Source organism: Planococcus sp. TJ-201 (assembly GCF_058268495.1).
In genome coordinates this window covers 48,281-67,821 of the sequence record NZ_JBZDOG010000006.1, presented here as the reverse complement: position 1 = coordinate 67,821, position 19,541 = coordinate 48,281, and the positions used below count along the sequence as shown (strand labels likewise).

Below are 19,541 nucleotides of genomic sequence, written 5' to 3'. Positions count from 1 at the left end.
CTCTTTCGTGTTGAATGAATACTCATTCATATTTTACCTTTTCTCATTATAAAATAAATCTTCAGACAATACAACAGGCACCGTAAATTTACGGTGCCTGCAAATGCGCGACATAGCGCCAACGAATTAAGAAAAAGTATAAAATTTGTGCAACGGTAAAGCCACCTAGCACTATAGCCATTTCTCCCAAAATGGATAGTTCGGCAAACTCTTCCCATACCACCTGCAGTGAAATAAAAGCAAATGCACTATGCAGCAACGCTAAACTCCACGGCAAGAAAAACTGCGGAACCAATTGCCGATTGACGATTTTGCCCAGTTCCTTATCGGTCATACCTAAACGAACCAGCAACTTGTATTGTTTTCGGTCGCGTTCAAGACCCGTATACAACTTAAAGTAAATAAAACTGCCAGCTGCCAGCAGAAAAACAGCCGCTACCATTACTCCAATAAACAACAGCAAAGCAAAAGACGAACGGAACCAACGATAGTCATCGCCTGGGTTTTCAAAGAAGAAGTTGACGCCATTAAAATTTGCGGTTTCTACCGCTTCACTTACGGTATCCGTAAGCTGATTGCCAATATTGACCGTTTCTGTCCAGTTCAGCACATCAAAAGCATAATAAGAAAAGTCCGATGTGCCAGCCTCGTAACCCAGCAACGGTTGATCAATCGCTTCGTAATCAGCGTCACTGACTACAATGGTATTAACGTTCAGCGTGTGGATGGGAAAAACAACATGCGGATAAGTTGATTGGATGGTTAAAGACACGTCACTCTCAAATAGCACCGTGTCGATGCTGGTACTTTCCAGCGTCTTTAGAGAATCCAGAGAAAAAGGCACGAACATTCCTTCGCCTTCCTGCAATTGTGCGGGATCAAAATCAAGCGCTCCTGCTAAACGATTAAACTGAGAAAGCGACAAGATATCCACATCATTTCCGGTAGCACCGGAGGTTTGGCGTTTAACGTTCAATTCTACCAGATCGTAAGACAATTGCTCGCTTTCCAACTGGTTCGTTAATCGTTCAATATGCTCCGATTCCTGATCATTGCCATTGAACGAAATGTAAACAAGGCCAAGCGGGTTGGACTCGCGGAAGTCGCCTGTATAGGACATAAAAGACGCTAAAGTCCCTACCGTCAAAAATGCAACGGTTGATACGATGGTCACAATAAAGAACATTTGGGCACTGTCTTTTAGTTTGACAGAAGCTTCTGCCAGCGATACTAAACGCGTTTTTTTCCAATACACATTTTTTTTGCGTTTATACAGCCGCAGCAGCGAATGAATCGTATGTGTAAAAAACAAATAGGTGCCGAATGTAGCGAGCGGCGGTACGATAAAAATCATCTGGTAGACGGTTCGGTCAGAAACATTCGCAGCAAATGTATAAGCGACAGCCAAAAAGACAATTCCCATAATCGACAGAATCGTTGACGATTTGGTTTCTTCTTCTACTTTCCAAAAGCCTTGCAACAAGTCAACAACTCGCTTCGTACGGATAAATCCGACACTGACAAACGATATAATGACGAACAGGCTGGCAAAGGCGGCAATGGTCAACAGGAACGGTTCCCACGAAACATACAGCGGCAAAGACTCCAGCTCCATTATTTCCCGGCCAATCATAAAAAAGAACTTTGAAAAAGCAAAACCGAATGCAATGCCCGTTGCAGTAGAAATTGTGCCGATAATAAGCATTTCAAAAAAGATCAGTTTATTCAATTGTTTTTTCGTCATCCCTAAATGCATCAGCACACCGAATTCCTTCGACCGGGCTTGCAAAAATGCACTCATGGAATAAAACAAAAAGAATAGCGTAAAGATATAAAGGACCACTTCCGCAATCAACATTCCGCGGATAGCGAGCAGCCAAAGACCTTCTTCCTCAAATGCCGGATGAAAAATGAACATCGAGTAGACAAAAAACACCATGACTGAAAAAACACTGGCTAGAAAGAATGCCGCGTAGTTTCTTCGGTTGCGGACAACGTTATGGTAGGCGAGTTGCCGAAAGGTCATTCACGGATCCTCCTAGCAACGACAGGACATTCAAAATCCGCTGATAAAATGTCTGGCGCCGTTCATCTCCATAAATTTCATTGAAAAATTCACCGTCTTTGATAAATAGCACACGGTCGCAGTAACTCGCAGCAATCGGATCATGCGTCACCATAATGATGGTGGTTTCGTTTTCCTTCGCTGCATTTGATAGGATTTCCAGCACATCACGCGACGATTTAGAGTCCAGATTGCCTGTTGGTTCATCAGCTAAAATAAGTGCCGGCTGGTGAATCAATGCCCGCCCTATTGCCGTGCGCTGGGATTCTCCCCCTGAAATTTCATTCGGCCTTTTGTGGAGGATTGAGGTCAACCCAAGGCGTTTGGCAACAAGCAGCACCCGCCGTGCCATTTCGTCTATCGGTACATAATCAAGCGTTAATGGCAGCACCAAGTTTTCCTCCACCGTCAACATTTGCAATAAGTTAAAGTCTTGAAAGACAAAACCCAATTCCCTTCTGCGAAACAGCGCCAGTTCATTTTTATCCAGGAGATGCGGATTGGTGCCGTCGATCAAAATCTCACCGGAAGTCAGCGAGTCAATGGTCGAAATTAAATTCAGCAGCGTTGTTTTGCCGCTTCCTGAAGGTCCCATCACTGCTAAAAACTCACCTTTTTCCACTGTGAAGCTCAGCTGGTTGACTGCCCGGTGGGTTACTTTCCCCTCGTATACTTTTGTCACTTCGTCGATTTTCACTACTGTCATCATTTTCCTCCTGTGTTGCAAGATCTTGGTTGAAGAACAGCACAGAGACCGTTGTCCCTTCTCCTTGAACGGAAGAAATTGCCAGTTCATGTCCCAGTTTTCGGCAAACTTCTTTTGCCAAGAACAGCCCCATGCCTGTAGACTCTCCCGTTTTCCGTCCATTTTCTCCAGTGAAAAAGGCTTTGGTTACACGCGGCAAATCGGATGAGGGAATGCCGATTCCTTCGTCTCGAATGGTAAGAAGCGTATTGCCGTTGGAACATTCAGCTGATATCATGACTTTTTTATTGGGTTCAAACGTATATTTCACCGCATTGGTTAAAAACTGCCCAATAATAAATTTCATCCATTTCTGATCGGTTGCAACGAGGTGCTCATCCCCGATTGAAATTTCCGGGTAAACTCGTTTCGATATGAACAGCCGCTTGTTTTCAGTCACCACTTCACTGACCAGCGAACGCAAATCAACCTGTTCGATCTGCATGTCCTGTTCAAAGGTATCCAGCCGCGCATTCATCAACACGGTATCCAATCCTGCTTTCAAACGGTCCATTTCTTCGCGGACACTGTTTTTATCGAGTTCCTGCTCTTCTTGAAGCAACAAGTGCATGACAGATAAAGGGGTCTTCATCTGATGCACCCACTGGTTCATAAACTGCAGATGACGATTTTGAGTGGCATATAAAGACTGCACTTCATGCTGGTACAAGCGGTACAATTTCTGAAGATAGATTTCGTTTTGAATTTGTTCAGGTGACTTGCCTTCACGCTGAAGCACATGTTCCATGCTTTGCGGGGTCGCTAAAATTCGCTGATAATACTGATAGCGTTTGACAAAGCGGGCAGTCAGAAACGTAATGACGAGTACACTGCTGATGACAAAGGAATAAATAGCGGTATCCAAATTGCGGAAGCCGTCCAGCCAATACAGCAGCATAATGAACGCTACCAATACAATTTGGAAGACGATGAAAGCCGCATGCTCTCTCAGGAATAGTCGCAGCATCACGCTTCCTCCTCATGAAGCAGCAGCCGGTATCCAGCCCCTCTGACTGTTTCGATGGCTGACAGCACGCCGTAGTCGGCCAGCTTTTTCCGGACGCGCGTCATGTTCACGTTCAATGTATTTTCATCGACAAATGCCTGGTCATCCCATAATTCCTCCAGCAGTTGTTCGCGTGACACCACTTTCGGATAACTGGTGAGCAGCAGTTCGAGAATCGTGCATTCTTTTTTCTGCAGGGGGATGGCTTCTGTTTTTACGTGCAGTTCCATGCGTTCCATATACAACACGATCCGTCCTGCTTTGATGGAACGCTCTTCCTGCTTAGGTGCATATTCGCCGTAGGCTCTGCGCAAATGGCTTCTTATTTTTGCAAGGACGATTTCATAATGGAAAGGTTTCGTAATAAAATCATCTCCACCGTTTTCCAATGCGAAGACTTGATCCATTTCTCCGGAACGGGCAGAAATGAATAAGATGGGACACGTGGTTTGCTGCCTGAGTTGGCGGCACCAGTAATAGCCATCATAAGAAGGCAAGTTTATATCCAGCAAAATCAAATGGGGATCAAAAGCTTCGAATTCTTCGATGATTTGATCAAAATCTTTTGCGGTCTCTACTTCGTAATGGTATTTCCTTAACGTCTCTGCCAATAACTCCGCGATTTTCAAATCATCTTCGACAATGAAGATCCGTTGAACAGCCACATTGATTCCCCCTTTCCTTTTTCTTTCCATTTTAACAAAAGAGCCTGCATAAAAGCAGGCTCTCGGATATTCTTAATAAATTAATTTTAAAAATTCGTCCGTTGTGATGCCGCCAAGTAGTTTTGGGATGTCAATTCCCGTAATCGCCTCATCCAATGAAGCACGCTCGTACTTCGAACCGATGATGGCCTGTTCGATTTCAGAGACATCGCCTACCCCAAAAAAGTCGCCATAAATATTGGCGTCCTGCACAATGCCTTTTTCCACCTGCAAACGAACATCAATGCCGCCAACGGGAAAGCGATGAGAATGCTTGATATTGAATTTAGGTGACTTGCCGTAGTTCCAGTCCCAGTTGCCGTAACGCTCTTTCGACAATTCGTGAATGTTGTTCCAATCCTCATCTGTCAGCTCATAGTAGCGGACATTTTCTTCGCCTTCGAAAATCGAGTGCAAGACTGCATTTCGAAATTCTTCCACAGTCATTGGTTCTTTTAAAAACTCAGAAATATTTGCCACACGGCTGCGGATCGACTTGATGCCTTTGGATTCGATTTTTTCTTTGCTGACTTTTAATGCCGACACCACTGCGTCCACTTCTGTATCGAACATTAACGTGCCATGGCTGAACATGCGCCCTCTAGTCGCAAATTGTGCGTTGCCGGATACTTTTCGGCCTTCCGCCATCAAATCGTTGCGCCCTGAAAGTTCTGCGTTGACACCAAGACTTTGAAGGGCTTTGACCACAGGCTCTGTGAATTTGCGGAAGTTGCGGAAACTGTTGCCATCATCCACTGTGATAAAACTGTAATTCAAATTCCCAAGATCATGGTAAACCGCGCCGCCGCCGGATAAGCGGCGCACCACATGAATGCCGTTTGAATCTACATAATCCGTATTGATTTCTTCTGACGTGTTTTGGTTTTTGCCGATGATAATAGAAGGTTCATTGATATAGAACAGAAGGAAGGGATCCTTTTCAACATCCATTGTTTTTAATAAATATTCTTCGATTGCTAAGTTGATTCGCGGGTCTGTAATGCCTTTATTGTCTACAAAATACATAATCTCTCTCCTTTTGGCTGCGTTCTTCTCTCCAGTTTAACGGATAATTTAAATAAATTCATTGTTTAGGGTTGACGAATCCAAACTGTTATAATACAATTACTTAAACACACACAGTACTATAACAAAGGAGATGGAAGTTATGATTGAAAACGTAGTCGAATTTTTCAAGAACTTGCCCCCGAAACAATGCGCATCTTGTGGAGAAAAAATGGAAGAGCAGCATGAATGTTATGGTACTAAATGTGATTCATGCAATGAACGATAAGATTCACCAAATCATACTTATAGAAAAGAAGCAGTGCTGGCCAGCACTGCTTCTTTTTGGTAAGGGATAAAAAAACAGAACTCTCTAAAATCCTGTTCCTTTATTTTTCAAACAAAAAAGCACCGCCTAAGCGGTGCCCTCGTGTTCTGTATCAATGACCGGAATGGTCTTCCATTTTATCCATGCCTTGCGAGTCCTCGCTGTCATCGGAAACGATTGAATCTGGATCGGGATTGCCGACTGTGACTTCTTGCTTCGGCATTACGTGCAAGCTTCTTGCTGTTGTGTGTGCCTGCATGTAATACAATCCCTCATCATCAAACGTAGTTTCGGCTTCGTAGACGCCATCTTCGGTATGCTCAGCCGTGATCATTTCACTGTTTTCGCGATCGCCGGATTCCCAAACCTCATAGACGATTTCGTCAGCATCTTCCACAGTTTCGTCTCCTTGTGTCACCGTAACCGACAAAACCACTTTCTCTGCTGGGTCTGCTTGTGTTTCAGTGTTGAATGACACCATCACTTCTTCAATCGGATCGCCAGCTCCAGGAGAATCTGCTTCTCCCGTTCCGCAAGCAGCCAATAGCAAAAACGGCAAACCTAGCCACATAAATTTCTTCATTGCGAACTCTCCTCCGTGCTGAATAGTTCAGCAGTAAATTGTTTAATTAGCTGGTCAGCAGCTGCTTTTCCTTGATCAACGCAGGCAGGCAACCCAAACCCTTCAAAAGATCCACCCGCAATTTGAACCATCGGAAATGCTTCGCGCAATTCTTTCTTGGCCAAAGCAACCCGTTCTTCATGGCCTACGATATATTGAGGCATCGCTTCTTTCATTCGGGAAACGACCGTAAGCTCAGGGCTTTCCCGAATATCCAATAGTTTATGCAAGTCTTCTAAAACGGCTTTGACAATTTCTTTGTCAGAAAGATCCACAACCGCTTCATCGCCTACACGGCCAATAAATGAACGATACATCGTTTTGCCAGGTGGCATCAAACTAGGCCATTTCAAATGAGCTGCTGAACAGGCCGTAATGGTGAAATCACTGTTTCGCGCTACCACAAATCCCATGCAGTCTTTCACCGGAGTTACAGCACCTTCTGGAAAAGCAATGGAGACCGTTGCAATGGATGTGGAAGGCATATCTTTCAACCCTTTCATCAATCCCAGAGGTTCAAAAACAGGCAGGAGTTTCGTATGCGGCAAGGCAAAAACTACGCCGTCTGCCGCAATGGTAGCTCCATTGTTCAACCCCAATTTTGCTTGATGGTTGTGATGTTCCAGTTTTTCAACTTTCACGCCTTTGAGAATGGTACAGCCTTCAAGTTCTTTTTCCAAAGCGCGCACCAGTGTTTCAAGACCGCCTTCAAAGGTTTGGAACGTACCTGCTTGTTCGGTATTGAATGCACGATAATCCGATATCCTGTTTTTTCTTAATCCGCGCATCAAACTTCGATGCTGCTGTTCGGTTTCAATCAGCTCCGGAAAAGTCGCCTTTAGACTCAAGCGATCAATATCACCGGCAAATACTCCAGAAAACAAAGGTTCAATCAAATTTTCAACCAATTCATTGCCAAACCTGCGTCTTAAAAATTGTCCGAGTGGCTGATCTTCGAGCGACGGGGATACCGGCAGGACAAAGTCTCCCATTGCACGAGCTTTGCCAAACCAGGAACTGATGCCTGAAGCGAGAAATGAGCCGAAGTTTGTCGGCACTCCCATCACGGTCCCGACCGGAATCGAATACAGCTGATTTTCTACAGCAACATGTGTTTTGCCAGGAGCACTTTGAATTAATTGGTTGTCAATTCCTAGTTCCTTGGCCAACTGCTGGATGCTATTTTTTCGTGAGATAAACGAATCCGGACCACGCTCAATTACATAGCCATCTTTTTGCAAAGTCTGGATGTTCCCGCCTAGACGATGGGCTGCTTCAATCAATGTGATTTCAATCTCCAAACCCTGCTCAATCGCTTGTCTTTGTAAGTAGTATGCCGACGACAGCCCTGTAATTCCACCGCCGACGACAACTACTTTATGCGTTTGCTCGGCCACGTTTAATCCTCACTTTCACCTGGTTTATTTTTCTGCCAGCTTTCTCAAGACCACGTCAGCCAAACCATCAATAAATAGGGGCTGAACATTTGGCATTTCCGGGCGGCGATAATTTGCACCAATTTCATCGCAAACTACTTTACATTCATAATCATTATCGTAAAGAACTTCCAAATGATCGGTTACAAACCCAACCGGTGTGTAGACAAAAGAAGTGTATCCTTTTTGCTCAAACAAGTCGCGGGTCAAATCCTGAACATCCGGCCCAATCCAAGGTTCGCCCGTTTGTCCAGCACTTTGCCAGCCAACTTCCACGTTTTTGACGCCAGTTGCTTGTTGAAGTATATCAGCGGTTTCTTTTAATTGATCCGGGTATGGGTCACCGTTTGCAATGATCTTTTCAGGCAACGAATGTGCAGAAACAATCAAGCACGATTTTGCCAGTTCTTCTTCTGACATTTCCGCGAATGAAGCACTCACTTTTTCGCTCCAGTACTGGATGAATTTCGGCTCTGTATACCAGCTTTCAACGGATGTCAGTGAAATGCCGGCTTTCTCAGCAGCTTCTGCTGCGCGGCCATTGTATGATTTGACAGAAAAAGTTGAGAAATGCGGCGCCAGTACAATTGAAATTGCATCCGTAATGCCATCTCTTCTCATTTCTTCAACGCCGTCTTCTACGAACGGTTCGATATGTTTGAGTCCCAAATACATTTTAAATTCAATGTCATCTTGAACTTCATTCAAACGATCGCACAAGCCATTTGCTTGGTCCAATGTGATTTTCGCAAGGGGTGACAGCCCGCCGATTGCTTTATAGCGGCTGCGCAGGTCTTCCAGGCTTTCTTCACTCGGCTTGCGGCCTCTGCGGATATGCGTGTAATAACGTTCAATATCGTCTTCTGAGTACGGTGTTCCATATGCCATTACTAATAATCCCATTGTCTTCTTCAACATAATCACCTCAACATGAATTTGGTCTTACTTTAATTTGCTTTTATGTGCCGTGCTGTATTCGTGTACAAATGAAGTCAATCGCTTTAACGTATCCGGGTTTACTTCCGGGAACACTCCATGTCCAAGATTAAAGATGTAGCCATCGCTTTGCATGCCCATATCCAATATCTTTTTCGTACGTTCCTCAATTACCGGCCAGTCTGCCAATAAATAGGAAGGATCCAAGTTGCCTTGCAAGGTTTTGGTTAATCCCATTGAGCGCGCTTCGGAGATTGGCAAACGCCAATCCAATCCAACAACATCCACTGGCAGTTCGTGCCATTCTTTAGCTAAATGGCTTGCGCCCACGCCAAAAATTGTCAACGGTACGCCTTCTGTACGCAATTCAGCAAAAATACGGTCCATTACCGGCTTGATGAAAATGCGGTAGTCTTCCACATTCAATGCGCCGACCCATGAATCAAAAATCTGAATCGCTTTGGCTCCTGCTTTGATTTGCGCTTTTACGTATGGAATGATGGTGTCTGCGAGTTTGTCCATTAATGCAAACCACATGGCCGGTTCTGATGCCATCATGGCTTTCGTTTTGTTATAGCTTTTCGAAGGGCCGCCTTCAATCATATAGCTGGCTAATGTGAAAGGTGCACCTGAAAATCCGATCAACGGTACATTCAATTGCTCTTGGGTCAACAAGCGAATGGTGTCCAGAACAAAATCGACATCCTGTTCCGGGTTAATTTCACCCAAACGTTCGATGTCGGCCATCGTGCGGATTGGGTTAGCAATCACAGGGCCGATTCCTGATTTAATTTTCACGTCAACGCCGATTGCAGGCAATGGGGTAACGATGTCTTTGTAGAGAACTGCTGCATCGTTGTTGTACTGATCGACAGGAAGCTTCGTCACATATGCGCACAGCTCCGGCTGGTGTGTAATTTCCTCCAGCGAATATTTTTCCTTGATTTTGCGGTATTCCGGCTGAGAACGTCCAGCCTGCCTCATATACCAAACCGGTACATGATCCGTTTTTTCTCCACGCGCTGCGCGAAGATACGTGTCATTAAATGTCATGAAATTTTCATCCCTTCAGTTTGCTGCTATGTTGTCTATCTACCTATATCCGTCTATACTATAGACGCTCCGTTCTTTATTGTATAGATTCCCAGCGCAATTGTCATAAATTAGACGCTTCTGCTTTTCACTTGATTGTCATTACCAGTTTCGTGTAGATTTTTATAGGGAAGGATAAAAAGAAGGATGTATCTTAAGGAGGGGTTTCAATGAATTTTTATATGACAACGGGTACCTATGACTACATGAAGAAAATGCGTGAAAAAAATTCGGAAGAAACGATGGTCCTCATGCAAGGAGAAAACACCACCTTGATGATCCACGAAACTGAAGGAAAGACGATTTTCCAAACACCTCGCCGGTATGAAGTAGTTGATGGAACAGGCGAATTCAAGGAAAAAGGATTTTTTGTTTTCAACAACATTCCGGTTTCCGATGAAGGGCGCCCTGTCTTTGAACACCGTTTTAAAAATCGGGCAGGGGCAATCGAAAACGAACCCGGCTACATAGCTTTCCGTGTTCTGAGACCGCTCGATTCGGACACCTATATCGTTTTGACTGAATGGGAATCTCCCGCTTTTTATGAAAAATGGAAAGAGTCGCAAGCTTTTGCACAAGCACATTCGGCTAAGCCAGAAAGTGCAGTGGGTTCTCAGCGCCCGAATATTTTTTCTGGTGTGTCCTACATTAGTACCTATCGAGCAAAACCTGAAGAAGAATGACCTCAAACCTGTTAAGGCAGGTTCGTTGCAAATTTAAGGAGGAAGTTAGTTGGGGAATTACATGGTTTTCATTATTTTCATATTAGCAGCTGTATTAACCGTATTCGCATCTATTAAGCTGTCCCAATACGCTGATGTCATCAGTTCAAAAACGGCAATGGGCGGCATGATGGTCGGTACACTCTTACTTGCAGGGGCCACTTCCCTGCCGGAAGTATCCACCAGTTTCTCGGCAGCAGCGATCGGCAACGCCGATATCGCAGTCGGCAACATGATCGGATCGAACTTATTCAATTTGTTCATCCTGGCTGGATTTGATTTTTTCCTGAGAAGACGCCGTATTTTAAACCGCGCTTCTCGAAACAATATTTACACAGCGCTTCTGGGTATTTTATTGACAGTGCTTGTCATTATGGCCCTTTGGCTGCGCATTGATATCCAAATTCTTGGTGTTGGTCTGGATGCATTAATTATCGCGATTACGTATATTGTCGGTATGGTTGCCATCAACAAACTGCCTTCATTGGATCCTGAAGGAGAAGCTGTTGCGGAGTCGGAAGAAGAGCCTGACAATCCAAGTGGTGCATTATCATCAAAAGCAGCCATTTTCCGTTTTGTTATCGCGGCACTTGTCATCTTGGCTGCTGGTACAGCTTTATCGATTACCGGAGACCAAATTGCAATCATCACTGGCATCGGCTCCAGCTTTATCGGCAGTTTCTTAATTGCTGCTGCAACTTCCCTACCGGAAGCCATTTCTGTTTTTGTGGCATTGAGGCTTAGCAATGTGAACATGGCCGTCGGCGCGATTCTCGGAAGCAACATTTTCAACATGATTATCTTGGCCTTGTCTGACCCAGTTTATACGGCAGGACCGATCATGCTGGATGTTTCCGGAGCAAACATGATTATCGCGGTCGGCGTATTGATTATGTCGTTGCTGGCTTTGTTCTCGCTTTACCGCAAGGAAAGTGCCTCAACATTGTCTTATGCAATCCCATCGGTGATTATTCTCATCGTGTACTTTGCAGCATCTTATATGAACTTCACGTATTAACAACCAAAGCGCAGCGATTCCAAAAGGAATCTGCTGCGTTTTTTCTTTTCTTAAGTTCTGTTATTCTTCCCGCCATCCTATGAACCGGCCTCTCTGCTCCCATTTATAGCCATGTATGATATGCTTAATGCCAGAAAGGGGTTTTGAAAATGATTGATACACTATACGCTGAGCTAGATGCCGCTTATCCGGAAATGGTGGAAATCCGCCGCCACCTGCATATGAATCCCGAACCATCGTTTCATGAAATCAAAACAGCCCGTTACATTCACAATTATTATGAACAACTAGGCATTGATGTTAAACATAGTGTTGGCGGAAACGGAGTCGTTGCAACGATTCAAGGAGCCAAACCCGGTAAAACGGTTGCGTTGCGTGCCGATTTTGATGCTTTGCCAATCCAGGACCAAAAAGAAAATGTCCCTTATAAATCAACTGTCGATGGCGTCATGCATGCCTGCGGCCATGACGGCCACACAGCCACGCTTCTCGTGCTAGGCAAAACTTTATACAATCTGCGGGATCAATTATCAGGAACTTACATACTGATCCACCAGCATGCCGAAGAGCTTGTTCCTGGAGGTGCAAAATCGATGATCGAAGCAGGTGTACTGGACGGGGTTGATGCCATTTTCGGCACTCACCTTTGGTCCACAACCCCATTTGGCAGAATCGATACGCGTGTCGGCCCAATCATGGCTGCTGCAGACAGCTTTGAACTCAAAGTCCAAGGACGCGGCGGCCATGGCGCCAGCCCACATGAAACGATTGATGCGGTTGTCATCGGTTCCCAGATTGTCTCGAACCTTCAGCCGCTCGTATCCAGACGTGTCGATCCACTGGAATCTGCCGTTCTTTCCGTCGGTTCGTTCGTAGCGCAAAATCCATTCAACATCATTGCAGACCAAGCCATTCTGGCGGGTACTGTCCGTTCGTTCAAGGAAGATGTTCGAAGCTTGATGGAAACAGAGATGGAGCGTGTTATCGAAGGAACGAGCATGGCCAACAACAGCCGCTATGAATTCAATTTCAAGCGCGGATACCCGCCGGTTGTCAACCATGAAAAAGAAACTTTGTATGTAAAAGATATCGCACAAACGGTTCCTGGCGTTGAAGAAGTCTATGACTGTCCGCCTCAGATGGGTGGAGAAGATTTTGCGTATTACTTGGAGGAAATTCCAGGAGCGTTCTTCTTTACAGGTGCAATGCCGGACGGTGAAGTTTATCCTCACCACCACCCGAAATTTGATTTTAAAGAAGAAGCCATGCTGTTGGCCGCTAAAACACTAGGCGCAGCAGCAGTCAATTTCCATAAATAACAAAAACCAAGTCCGGCATCGATTTCAGATGCCGGACTTGGATTATTTTTTACCGCTTTTTAAAACGGCAGCAGTTATGAAAGAAACAGCTAGAATGACAGCAAAAGTCAACAAGGCCGTAATTGGCTCTCCCATCACCAACAACACTGCCGCAGCAGCAATGCTTTGCAAAACTTGCATCGCCAGGATCAATTTCCGCACAGCTTGTTGCCTGCTGAACCGGGTCAACGGAAACAAATTGTCCATCCGAAAATGCTGGGTATGCGTCAGCCCCTGCCAAATTTGAATGACCGTCGCGAATGCCAGTGCACCCGCAAACAACGCGACACCAATTTGGAATGGAATAAACCATGCCCCCACCATGATGATGGCCGTTAGGCGCACCCATAAATAAAACAATTCATCGGACCGGACAAAAGTTCTCCAGACCAAAAACAAATGCGCATTTTTTGGACCCGGTTTCACCAATCGGTAAATCCAGTTCAGCCACGTTCTCGCTTTGATTTTGCCTTTCAGATGGGGAACATCGGTAAAATAATTCGCAAACTGGTAAAAACGCAGCATGCGATTTTCTTCTAATCCAATGAAATGTTCATAAGCAAAAGGTTTTCCCACCGCTTTACGGGCAACCCATTTCCCATAAAAAATGATAACGAACAAGACGAGCACAGCGATTATGAGCTGCTCCTCTATATAAAAGTAAACGAACAATCCAACTAAGACGAATCGCACGAGCCGGTCCAGCCACACACGCTCACCTGCGCCCTGCCGGCGAAAAGCAAACTCCGTCTGAACGTTCCACCACTTGATCAATAACAGCAATATGGGAAAGCCGATCAAGAAAGACGATGGCAGGCCATAAAGCGCATTAACCATCGGCAATGACACAATAAACACAATAACCGGCAAGTACAATTGAGAAAAGAATGACCATTTCAAAGCCGGCTTTAAAAACGTATCCAACTTGCTTTCCAATGGCAAAAAATACACCGAATCGGCTTCCTTCAACAAGGTCGACGGCGGACTGAGTGCCAGCAGCAAGCCGAAGATCACTGCCAGTACCAGTGCTCCTGGAAATTCTGGCGGAATGTCTTGAATCCATTCACTGTATGCAAATCCAGCCGCTCCGATCGCAAACAGCAGGACAACAGCAATATGGCCAGTAAATATATACTTCAGGTAATTTTGGACTTCAACTGTGTATTTATGAAGCCGCTTGGACCAAACATCATGCAAACTCTTCATTTAGCTCATCCTCGGTCATCGCAATATATAAATCATCCAGTGACGCTTCCGGCATATCAAAGGCTTTCCGCAAATCATCCATCGTTCCACTTGCCCGCACCCGCCCATTGTGAAGCAAAATAATCCGGTCGCAATAGCGTTCAGCAGTAGAGAGAATATGTGTCGACATCAGCACCGATGCCCCTTTTTTCTTTTGCTTTTCCATTTGGTCCAATAAGGATTTGATGCCCAGCGGATCAAGCCCCACAAAAGGTTCATCAATTATATAAAGCGCTGGATTCACTAAAAATGCACTCATGATCATTACTTTTTGGCGCATTCCTTTCGAGAAATGCGAGGGAAACCACTTTAAGCGCTTTTCCATCCGAAATTCCTTCAGGAGTTCGGCAGAGCGTTTTTCAAACTGCTTCGGTTCTAAATTATAAGCCATTGCAGTGAGTTCCAGATGCTCGCGAAGCGTCAATTCTTCATAGAGAACCGGTGTTTCCGGAATATACGAAAAAGACGAGCGGTACGTGTCCATATCTTCTTCAAAGGTTTTTCCATTCAAACGAATCTGTCCTGATTTCGGTTCCATCAATCCGATAATATGCTTGATAGTGGTACTTTTTCCGGCACCGTTCAAACCGATCAGCCCAACAAGTTCTCCTTTTCCAATCGAAAACGTTACTTCCTGCAAGACCGGTTTGCGTGTGTAACCGCCTGTCAACGCCTCAACTTCTAAAATAGCCATGCAACACACCCTCTTTCTTTCTAAATAAGTTAAACTACTCAGTCTTTAAGTTAGCTTGGAATAATCGTAAATGAACATTATACTACCAGCAACTCTTTAGGAGATGAAGTAAATTGCTGCACATGACTTCGAATAAATTCCATAACTCATGCATTTACCTATTGTATCAAAACCAGCTATCAAATTCTTTTCTGATAAGGCAAATATGGTAAAATGAGAAAAATAGAAAGGATGATCCCGATGACAAATTGTATTTTCTGTAAAATCGTTGCAGGTGAAATTCCGAGCGTAAAAATTTATGAAGATGAACACGTCTTTGCTTTTATGGATATCATGCCCTTATCTAAAGGCCATACCCTGCTCATTCCCAAAACACATCGTGAATTTGTCTATGACATGACGCCAGAAGAAGCAGGCAACCTGTTTTCTGTTGCACCGAAAATTGCCAGCGCGATCAATGAAACCTTTCAACCCGAAGGCATGAACCTATTAAACAATAATGGTGCAAAAGCCGGACAAAGTGTTCTTCATTTTCATTTGCACTTTATCCCCCGCTACGGTCAAACCGACGGCTTCGGAGCCAAATGGATGACCAAAGAGAAAGAATTCACTTCAGAACGCATTCAGGAGCTTGCAGAGAGTGTTAAACAAAAGTTAAACGCTGACGCTTGATTTCCGAAAGTGGACAGGATAAAATCAGAAAGAGTTTTTCGCCGGCGGTCATGAGGACACGACCGGGAAAAAGATCTAGCACATAGCTGAGGAGAGATGAGAAATGAATACAAAGAATTTAGTTTTAATGGCGCTGCTGGTCAGCGTTGGAGCCACACTTTACGTGGTGATTCCAGGCATCAATGGTGGAATGAAACCCGATTTCATGTTGACGATGATGTTTGTCGGCATTCTGTTATTCCCAAATGTAAAAAGCGTGTTTTTATTGGCGGTCACTACGGGCGTCCTATCCGGGTTGTTTTCTACTTTCCCAGGTGGATTTTTCCCGAACATCATCGATAAATTCATCACTGCTTTTGTTTTTCTTGCTTTGGTAATGATCCTGAAGAAATTTGTTTCCAAACTGCCAGTCACGATTGCCCTTTGTGCAGTCGGTACGCTATTGTCCGGAACGATTTTCCTTTCTGCAGCCATTTTCGTGATTGGGGCCAATATTCCTTTCAGCCTGTTGCTTGCAACAGTGGTCTTGCCTGCAGTACTGATGAACGGAGTCGCTTTCGCCTTTATCTATCCGATTGTCATTACATTGGTCAAGCGTTCCAAATTCGATACGGCTGTTTCTCAAGCCGCTTAAAAAAGAAGCTTTTCGCCATTATTTGGGGCGAAAGCTTTTTTTTATTGAATAGTCATTCATCTTTATGTTTTAATTAGGTAAAATAAAGGAAAAGAAGCATATAGGATGAAAGGGGCGTTTCATACATGAAAGCATCAAGATTTTTCTTAGGATTAGCAACAGGGTTAGTGGCTGGAGCTGCAACAGCGTTATTCTCTGCTCCACAATCAGGGCCAGAGTTCCGTACGACGGTGAAATCGACATCGGCTGAGTGGAAAGAGTACTTAAATGACCTAAAAGAAAAAGTAAATGGCTTAAAAGAGTCGATTAATCATTTGACAGAAGAAGCCAAAACACAGCTTCCTGAAGCAATTGATGGGTTGAAAGCTTCACTTGAAACTTGGACAGAGAGCACCGCTCCGGCTAAAGAACACCTTCAGCTGGAAATCATGGCCATCCAAAATGCCATCGAAGAGTTGCAAAACACGATCAGCAAAGACAAGAAAGATAAAGATGATGATAAACCGAAAAAAGAAAAAGTCGATGACGATACACAAAGTGCTTAATCTGCTGCCCTCACAGGCGGCTTTTTATTTAGTCAAAATCACCACGCTTGTTTGGCAAAAAACCCTTCACTGCAAGGAAGATCCTCCTTCCAAATCTGCATTTCATTAATATCAGAATATTTCATATTTTACCTGTAAATTATTTTACTATTCTTACTTTAATTACGTTTGCTTTACTGCTATAATAAAGAAAATATTTCGGAAGAAAGTTGGTGCTTGTGTGAACGAGAAGGAATATACCATGAAAGAGGCTATGTTGTTTAGCCAACGCATTGGGCAATTATCAAAAGCGTTATGGAAAGCTGTCGAAAAAGACTGGCAAATGTGGATAAAACCTTATGATTTGAATATTAATGAGCACCACATTCTTTGGATTTCCTACCACTTAAAGGGAGCTTCCATCTCAGATGTTGCTAAATTTGGCGTCATGCATGTATCAACAGCTTTTAATTTTTCGAAAAAGTTGGAAGAACGTGAATTGCTGTCTTTTTCAAAACGTGACACTGACAAACGGAATACGTATGTACAGTTGACCGAAAAAGGTGAAAAGTTGATGCAGGAAATGATAGAAAACTATCATGACACGCCACACTCGGTTATTGATGGGTCCCTTCCTTTGCGTGAAATGTATGGAAAGTTTCCTGAATTCATGGACATCATGGCCGTGATTCGCAATATTTATGGCGATGATTTCATGGAAATTTTTGAAGCGTCCTTCAAAAATATTGAAAATAAGTTCAGTGAAGAAAATCACGTGATTACACATCAGGAAAGCAAGCAATAATCCACAATTTCCTGATTGAAATTTATGGTTGCATTTCCCTATAAATCGTTGTATTGTATGTATCGACTCGAAAATGAATTTAGTACTTAGGAGATGCATGCATGCACTGCTGGAAAACAATCAACATGAAAAAGCAATACGGATTTGATCGACTTTTTATGATCTCTGCACTTTTTGGAATCGCGGTTTTTATGGCGTCCTATATTGGACTGGCGATCGCATACGCTGCACCATTATCCGATCAGTATTTCCTATTTTTTATTTTGGCTGTAATAGCCATTTATCCCGTTCACAAAACCTTACATTTCTTGCCAATGATCGGCTGCCATAAATCATTAAAACTCATCATCCGAAAACACATGAAAGTTTGTCCAGGAATTTCACTGCACGTCAATGAGCCGGTTTCTAAGGTCCGTTTCCTGCTGTCGCTAGCTACGCCATTTCTTGTTTTAAACACGGTTATTGTGGCAGCAAGTCTTACCATGCCTTCGTACAGCCACTACTTTGCTATGCTTTTGGCCTATCACTCGGCTCTATGTTTGACAGACCTCATCTACCTGCGCAACTTGCTGCGTTCTCCTAAGCATGCGTTTATAGAAGAAACAGAAACTGGTTTTGAAATCCTTGTGCCACCAGTGGTTAGCTGATTCCTGTTTTTTCTTCCCGTTTTTGTTATACTAGAAAGTAAAGCCAGAGGGGAGGAAACTCATGATTATCGCACTCATTGTTATGTTCTCCGTGTTTTATCTGTTTCAGATTAACCGGATGACATTGGCACTTGTCACTTCTCGGGAAATCCCGGAAGAAAATCATCAAAAAATATTCCGTACGATAAATATATTAATCACAATATTGTTGGTCTCGTTGTATGTAGGCGTAGAATTTACACCTTAAATCCACTTGCCTTATGGCAAGTGTCTTTTTTTAGGAACTTTTTAGCTGCTAAAACGTGTATACTATTGATAAGAACTGCATCTAGATAGAAGTTGGGAGCGATATTGAATGAAAAAACCTTTTTTAACAGTTACTTTAGCTGCATCTGTATTGGCATTGGCCGCATGCAGCGACAACGGTGATGGAGAAGTTATCATTACCTCTGACGCTGGAGATGTCACAAAAGATGAGCTTTATGAAGAAATGAAAACATCAATCGGTGAGCAAGCAGTCCAAATTCTCATGATTGAGAAAGTGCTTGCTGAAAATTATGAAGTGACTGACGAAGAAGTCAACGCAGAATTTGATAGCAACAAAGAAGAACTTGGAGATAGCTTTGAGCAATTTCTAACGCAAAACAACCAAACAGAAGACAGCTACAAAAAAGTCATCCGTTTGAATTTATTGCAGGAAAAAGCATTGACTGAAGGCGTCGAAGTGACAGATGAAGAAATCCAAACACAATACGAGCGCCAAGGCACTGAGTTGAACGCACGCCATATCCTCGTGGCGGATGAAGAAACAGCCAATTCTCTTAAAACAGAATTGGATGAAGGCGGCGATTTTGCTGCTTTAGCTGAAGAAAATTCTACGGACACTGCTTCTGCTGCAAATGGCGGAAACCTTGACTGGTTCGGTCCAGGAGCGATGGTTCCTGAATTCGAAGAAGTTGCATACGGCCTTGAAGTTGATGAGATCAGCGAGCCGGTAGCTTCAGAATTTGGATTCCACATTATTCAAGTTCTTGAGACGCGCCAAGTAGAAGACCAACCCGCACTTGAAGACCAAGAAGAAGACATCCGTTCTGAAATTGCACTTTCAAAAGCAGATCAAACCACTTTGCTGCCGAAAGTTGCTGAATTGATGGAAGAAGCCAATGTAGAAATCCAAGACGAAGATCTTGAAGGCGCTTTGGATGATATTTTAAATCCAGAACCCGCTCCAGAAGCTGCTCCTGCAGAATAATAAATGAAACCCAAAACCCCCACTTCCTTGT

Annotated in this window: 22 protein-coding genes; 11 read left to right on the top strand and 11 right to left on the bottom strand. The window is 43.9% G+C overall.

Annotated elements, in window-relative coordinates; translation table 11 throughout:
- Positions 1-88: 88 nt before the first annotated feature.
- From AC4EG4_RS15020 to lplA, 5 genes are all read right to left on the bottom strand, one after another.
- Positions 89-2,026 (bottom strand): ABC transporter permease, encoded by a 1,938-nt coding sequence (locus tag AC4EG4_RS15020; protein ID WP_490979832.1) that lies wholly within the window; start codon positions 2,024-2,026, stop codon positions 89-91.
- Positions 1,998-2,771, bottom strand: coding sequence for an ABC transporter ATP-binding protein (locus AC4EG4_RS15015; protein WP_490979831.1), 774 nt, complete (start codon positions 2,769-2,771; stop codon positions 1,998-2,000). The genes AC4EG4_RS15020 and AC4EG4_RS15015 overlap by 29 nt, the downstream gene beginning before the upstream one ends.
- The gene (locus AC4EG4_RS15010) at positions 2,674-3,777 is read right to left on the bottom strand and encodes a sensor histidine kinase (RefSeq protein ID WP_490979830.1); all 1,104 of its coding nucleotides are present in this window, start codon (positions 3,775-3,777) and stop codon (positions 2,674-2,676) included. Before AC4EG4_RS15010 ends, AC4EG4_RS15015 begins: the two co-directional genes overlap by 98 nt.
- Complete coding sequence (locus tag AC4EG4_RS15005; protein WP_490979829.1) at positions 3,777-4,481, bottom strand: response regulator transcription factor; 705 nt, start codon at positions 4,479-4,481, stop codon at positions 3,777-3,779. Before AC4EG4_RS15005 ends, AC4EG4_RS15010 begins: the two co-directional genes overlap by 1 nt.
- A 72-nt stretch (positions 4,482-4,553) precedes the next feature.
- Complete coding sequence (lplA, locus tag AC4EG4_RS15000; RefSeq protein ID WP_490979828.1) at positions 4,554-5,546, bottom strand: lipoate--protein ligase; 993 nt, start codon at positions 5,544-5,546, stop codon at positions 4,554-4,556.
- A 142-nt stretch (positions 5,547-5,688) separates the two neighbouring features.
- On the opposite strand from lplA, the gene yhfH reads away from it, so the two are divergent.
- Positions 5,689-5,814: a protein YhfH gene (gene yhfH, locus AC4EG4_RS14995; RefSeq protein WP_490979827.1), complete on the top strand. Its 126-nt coding sequence runs from the start codon at positions 5,689-5,691 to the stop codon at positions 5,812-5,814.
- Positions 5,815-5,965: 151 nt separating this feature from the next.
- On the opposite strand, the gene AC4EG4_RS14990 is transcribed toward yhfH, so the two are convergent.
- From AC4EG4_RS14990 to hemE, 4 genes are read right to left on the bottom strand one after another with little or no spacing between them, the layout of a single operon-like run.
- Entirely contained in the window at positions 5,966-6,436 is a 471-nt protein-coding gene (locus AC4EG4_RS14990) for a FixH family protein (RefSeq protein WP_490988265.1), read from the bottom strand.
- A complete protein-coding gene (gene hemY / locus AC4EG4_RS14985; protein ID WP_490988264.1) occupies positions 6,433-7,872 on the bottom strand; it encodes a protoporphyrinogen oxidase in 1,440 nt (479 codons plus the stop codon). The genes AC4EG4_RS14990 and hemY overlap by 4 nt, the downstream gene beginning before the upstream one ends.
- A gap of 24 nt (positions 7,873-7,896) precedes the next feature.
- Positions 7,897-8,829 (bottom strand): ferrochelatase, encoded by a 933-nt coding sequence (gene hemH, locus AC4EG4_RS14980; RefSeq protein WP_490988263.1) that lies wholly within the window; start codon positions 8,827-8,829, stop codon positions 7,897-7,899.
- 24 nt (positions 8,830-8,853) lie between these two features.
- Entirely contained in the window at positions 8,854-9,900 is a 1,047-nt protein-coding gene (hemE, locus tag AC4EG4_RS14975; protein ID WP_490979823.1) for a uroporphyrinogen decarboxylase, read from the bottom strand.
- 209 nt (positions 9,901-10,109) lie between these two features.
- Between hemE and AC4EG4_RS14970 the strand changes: the two genes are divergently transcribed.
- The 3 genes from AC4EG4_RS14970 (at position 10,110) to AC4EG4_RS14960 (ending at position 12,998) form a co-directional block, all read left to right on the top strand.
- Positions 10,110-10,622 (top strand): antibiotic biosynthesis monooxygenase family protein, encoded by a 513-nt coding sequence (locus tag AC4EG4_RS14970; RefSeq protein ID WP_490979822.1) that lies wholly within the window; start codon positions 10,110-10,112, stop codon positions 10,620-10,622.
- A gap of 61 nt (positions 10,623-10,683) precedes the next feature.
- Complete coding sequence (locus AC4EG4_RS14965; RefSeq protein WP_490979970.1) at positions 10,684-11,679, top strand: sodium:calcium antiporter; 996 nt, start codon at positions 10,684-10,686, stop codon at positions 11,677-11,679.
- Positions 11,680-11,828: 149 nt separating this feature from the next.
- The gene (locus AC4EG4_RS14960) at positions 11,829-12,998 is read left to right on the top strand and encodes an amidohydrolase (protein ID WP_490979821.1); all 1,170 of its coding nucleotides are present in this window, start codon (positions 11,829-11,831) and stop codon (positions 12,996-12,998) included.
- A 42-nt stretch (positions 12,999-13,040) separates the two neighbouring features.
- Here the strand turns inward: AC4EG4_RS14960 and AC4EG4_RS14955 are convergent, their stop codons facing one another.
- Entirely contained in the window at positions 13,041-14,243 is a 1,203-nt protein-coding gene (locus AC4EG4_RS14955; protein ID WP_490979820.1) for an ABC transporter permease, read from the bottom strand.
- Positions 14,227-14,976: an ABC transporter ATP-binding protein gene (locus tag AC4EG4_RS14950; RefSeq protein ID WP_490988262.1), complete on the bottom strand. Its 750-nt coding sequence runs from the start codon at positions 14,974-14,976 to the stop codon at positions 14,227-14,229. The genes AC4EG4_RS14955 and AC4EG4_RS14950 overlap by 17 nt, the downstream gene beginning before the upstream one ends.
- 240 nt (positions 14,977-15,216) lie before the next feature.
- Between AC4EG4_RS14950 and AC4EG4_RS14945 the strand changes: the two genes are divergently transcribed.
- The 7 genes from AC4EG4_RS14945 (at position 15,217) to AC4EG4_RS14915 (ending at position 19,510) form a co-directional block, all read left to right on the top strand.
- Complete coding sequence (locus tag AC4EG4_RS14945; RefSeq protein WP_490988261.1) at positions 15,217-15,648, top strand: HIT family protein; 432 nt, start codon at positions 15,217-15,219, stop codon at positions 15,646-15,648.
- Positions 15,649-15,751: 103 nt separating this feature from the next.
- Positions 15,752-16,282 (top strand): tryptophan transporter, encoded by a 531-nt coding sequence (locus AC4EG4_RS14940; RefSeq protein WP_142828760.1) that lies wholly within the window; start codon positions 15,752-15,754, stop codon positions 16,280-16,282.
- 125 nt (positions 16,283-16,407) lie between these two features.
- Positions 16,408-16,827 carry a YtxH domain-containing protein gene (locus AC4EG4_RS14935; protein WP_490979817.1) on the top strand — a complete coding sequence of 140 codons (420 nt, stop codon included), beginning with the start codon at positions 16,408-16,410 and terminating at the stop codon, positions 16,825-16,827.
- 220 nt (positions 16,828-17,047) lie between these two features.
- A complete protein-coding gene (locus AC4EG4_RS14930) occupies positions 17,048-17,611 on the top strand; it encodes an HTH-type transcriptional regulator Hpr (RefSeq protein WP_490979816.1) in 564 nt (187 codons plus the stop codon).
- A 101-nt stretch (positions 17,612-17,712) separates the two neighbouring features.
- A complete protein-coding gene (locus tag AC4EG4_RS14925) occupies positions 17,713-18,258 on the top strand; it encodes a DUF3267 domain-containing protein (protein ID WP_490979815.1) in 546 nt (181 codons plus the stop codon).
- Between the two features lie 61 nt (positions 18,259-18,319).
- Positions 18,320-18,505, top strand: coding sequence for a hypothetical protein (locus AC4EG4_RS14920; protein WP_490979814.1), 186 nt, complete (start codon positions 18,320-18,322; stop codon positions 18,503-18,505).
- Between the two features lie 108 nt (positions 18,506-18,613).
- Positions 18,614-19,510 carry a peptidylprolyl isomerase gene (locus AC4EG4_RS14915; protein WP_490988260.1) on the top strand — a complete coding sequence of 299 codons (897 nt, stop codon included), beginning with the start codon at positions 18,614-18,616 and terminating at the stop codon, positions 19,508-19,510.
- Positions 19,511-19,541: the final 31 nt, after the last annotated feature.

Excerpts from the sequence above, each read along its gene's own strand:
- hemE (WP_490979823.1), bottom strand. The coding sequence starts at position 9,900 with ATGACATTTAATGACACGTATCTTCGCGCAGCGCGTGGAGAAAAAACG.
- AC4EG4_RS15020 (WP_490979832.1), bottom strand. The coding sequence starts at position 2,026 with ATGACCTTTCGGCAACTCGCCTACCATAACGTTGTCCGCAACCGAAGA.
- AC4EG4_RS14920 (WP_490979814.1), top strand. The coding sequence starts at position 18,320 with ATGATTATCGCACTCATTGTTATGTTCTCCGTGTTTTATCTGTTTCAG.
- AC4EG4_RS14915 (WP_490988260.1), top strand. The coding sequence starts at position 18,614 with ATGAAAAAACCTTTTTTAACAGTTACTTTAGCTGCATCTGTATTGGCA.
- AC4EG4_RS14925 (WP_490979815.1), top strand. The coding sequence starts at position 17,713 with ATGCACTGCTGGAAAACAATCAACATGAAAAAGCAATACGGATTTGAT.
- AC4EG4_RS14940 (WP_142828760.1), top strand. The coding sequence starts at position 15,752 with ATGAATACAAAGAATTTAGTTTTAATGGCGCTGCTGGTCAGCGTTGGA.
- AC4EG4_RS14960 (WP_490979821.1), top strand. The coding sequence starts at position 11,829 with ATGATTGATACACTATACGCTGAGCTAGATGCCGCTTATCCGGAAATG.
- AC4EG4_RS14990 (WP_490988265.1), bottom strand. The coding sequence starts at position 6,436 with ATGAAGAAATTTATGTGGCTAGGTTTGCCGTTTTTGCTATTGGCTGCT.
- AC4EG4_RS14945 (WP_490988261.1), top strand. The coding sequence starts at position 15,217 with ATGACAAATTGTATTTTCTGTAAAATCGTTGCAGGTGAAATTCCGAGC.
- AC4EG4_RS14950 (WP_490988262.1), bottom strand. The coding sequence starts at position 14,976 with ATGGCTATTTTAGAAGTTGAGGCGTTGACAGGCGGTTACACACGCAAA.
- AC4EG4_RS14965 (WP_490979970.1), top strand. The coding sequence starts at position 10,684 with ATGGTTTTCATTATTTTCATATTAGCAGCTGTATTAACCGTATTCGCA.
- AC4EG4_RS14970 (WP_490979822.1), top strand. The coding sequence starts at position 10,110 with ATGAATTTTTATATGACAACGGGTACCTATGACTACATGAAGAAAATG.
- AC4EG4_RS15010 (WP_490979830.1), bottom strand. The coding sequence starts at position 3,777 with ATGCTGCGACTATTCCTGAGAGAGCATGCGGCTTTCATCGTCTTCCAA.
- hemH (WP_490988263.1), bottom strand. The coding sequence starts at position 8,829 with ATGTTGAAGAAGACAATGGGATTATTAGTAATGGCATATGGAACACCG.
- AC4EG4_RS15015 (WP_490979831.1), bottom strand. The coding sequence starts at position 2,771 with ATGACAGTAGTGAAAATCGACGAAGTGACAAAAGTATACGAGGGGAAA.
- lplA (WP_490979828.1), bottom strand. The coding sequence starts at position 5,546 with ATGTATTTTGTAGACAATAAAGGCATTACAGACCCGCGAATCAACTTA.
- AC4EG4_RS14935 (WP_490979817.1), top strand. The coding sequence starts at position 16,408 with ATGAAAGCATCAAGATTTTTCTTAGGATTAGCAACAGGGTTAGTGGCT.
- yhfH (WP_490979827.1), top strand. The coding sequence starts at position 5,689 with ATGATTGAAAACGTAGTCGAATTTTTCAAGAACTTGCCCCCGAAACAA.
- AC4EG4_RS14955 (WP_490979820.1), bottom strand. The coding sequence starts at position 14,243 with ATGAAGAGTTTGCATGATGTTTGGTCCAAGCGGCTTCATAAATACACA.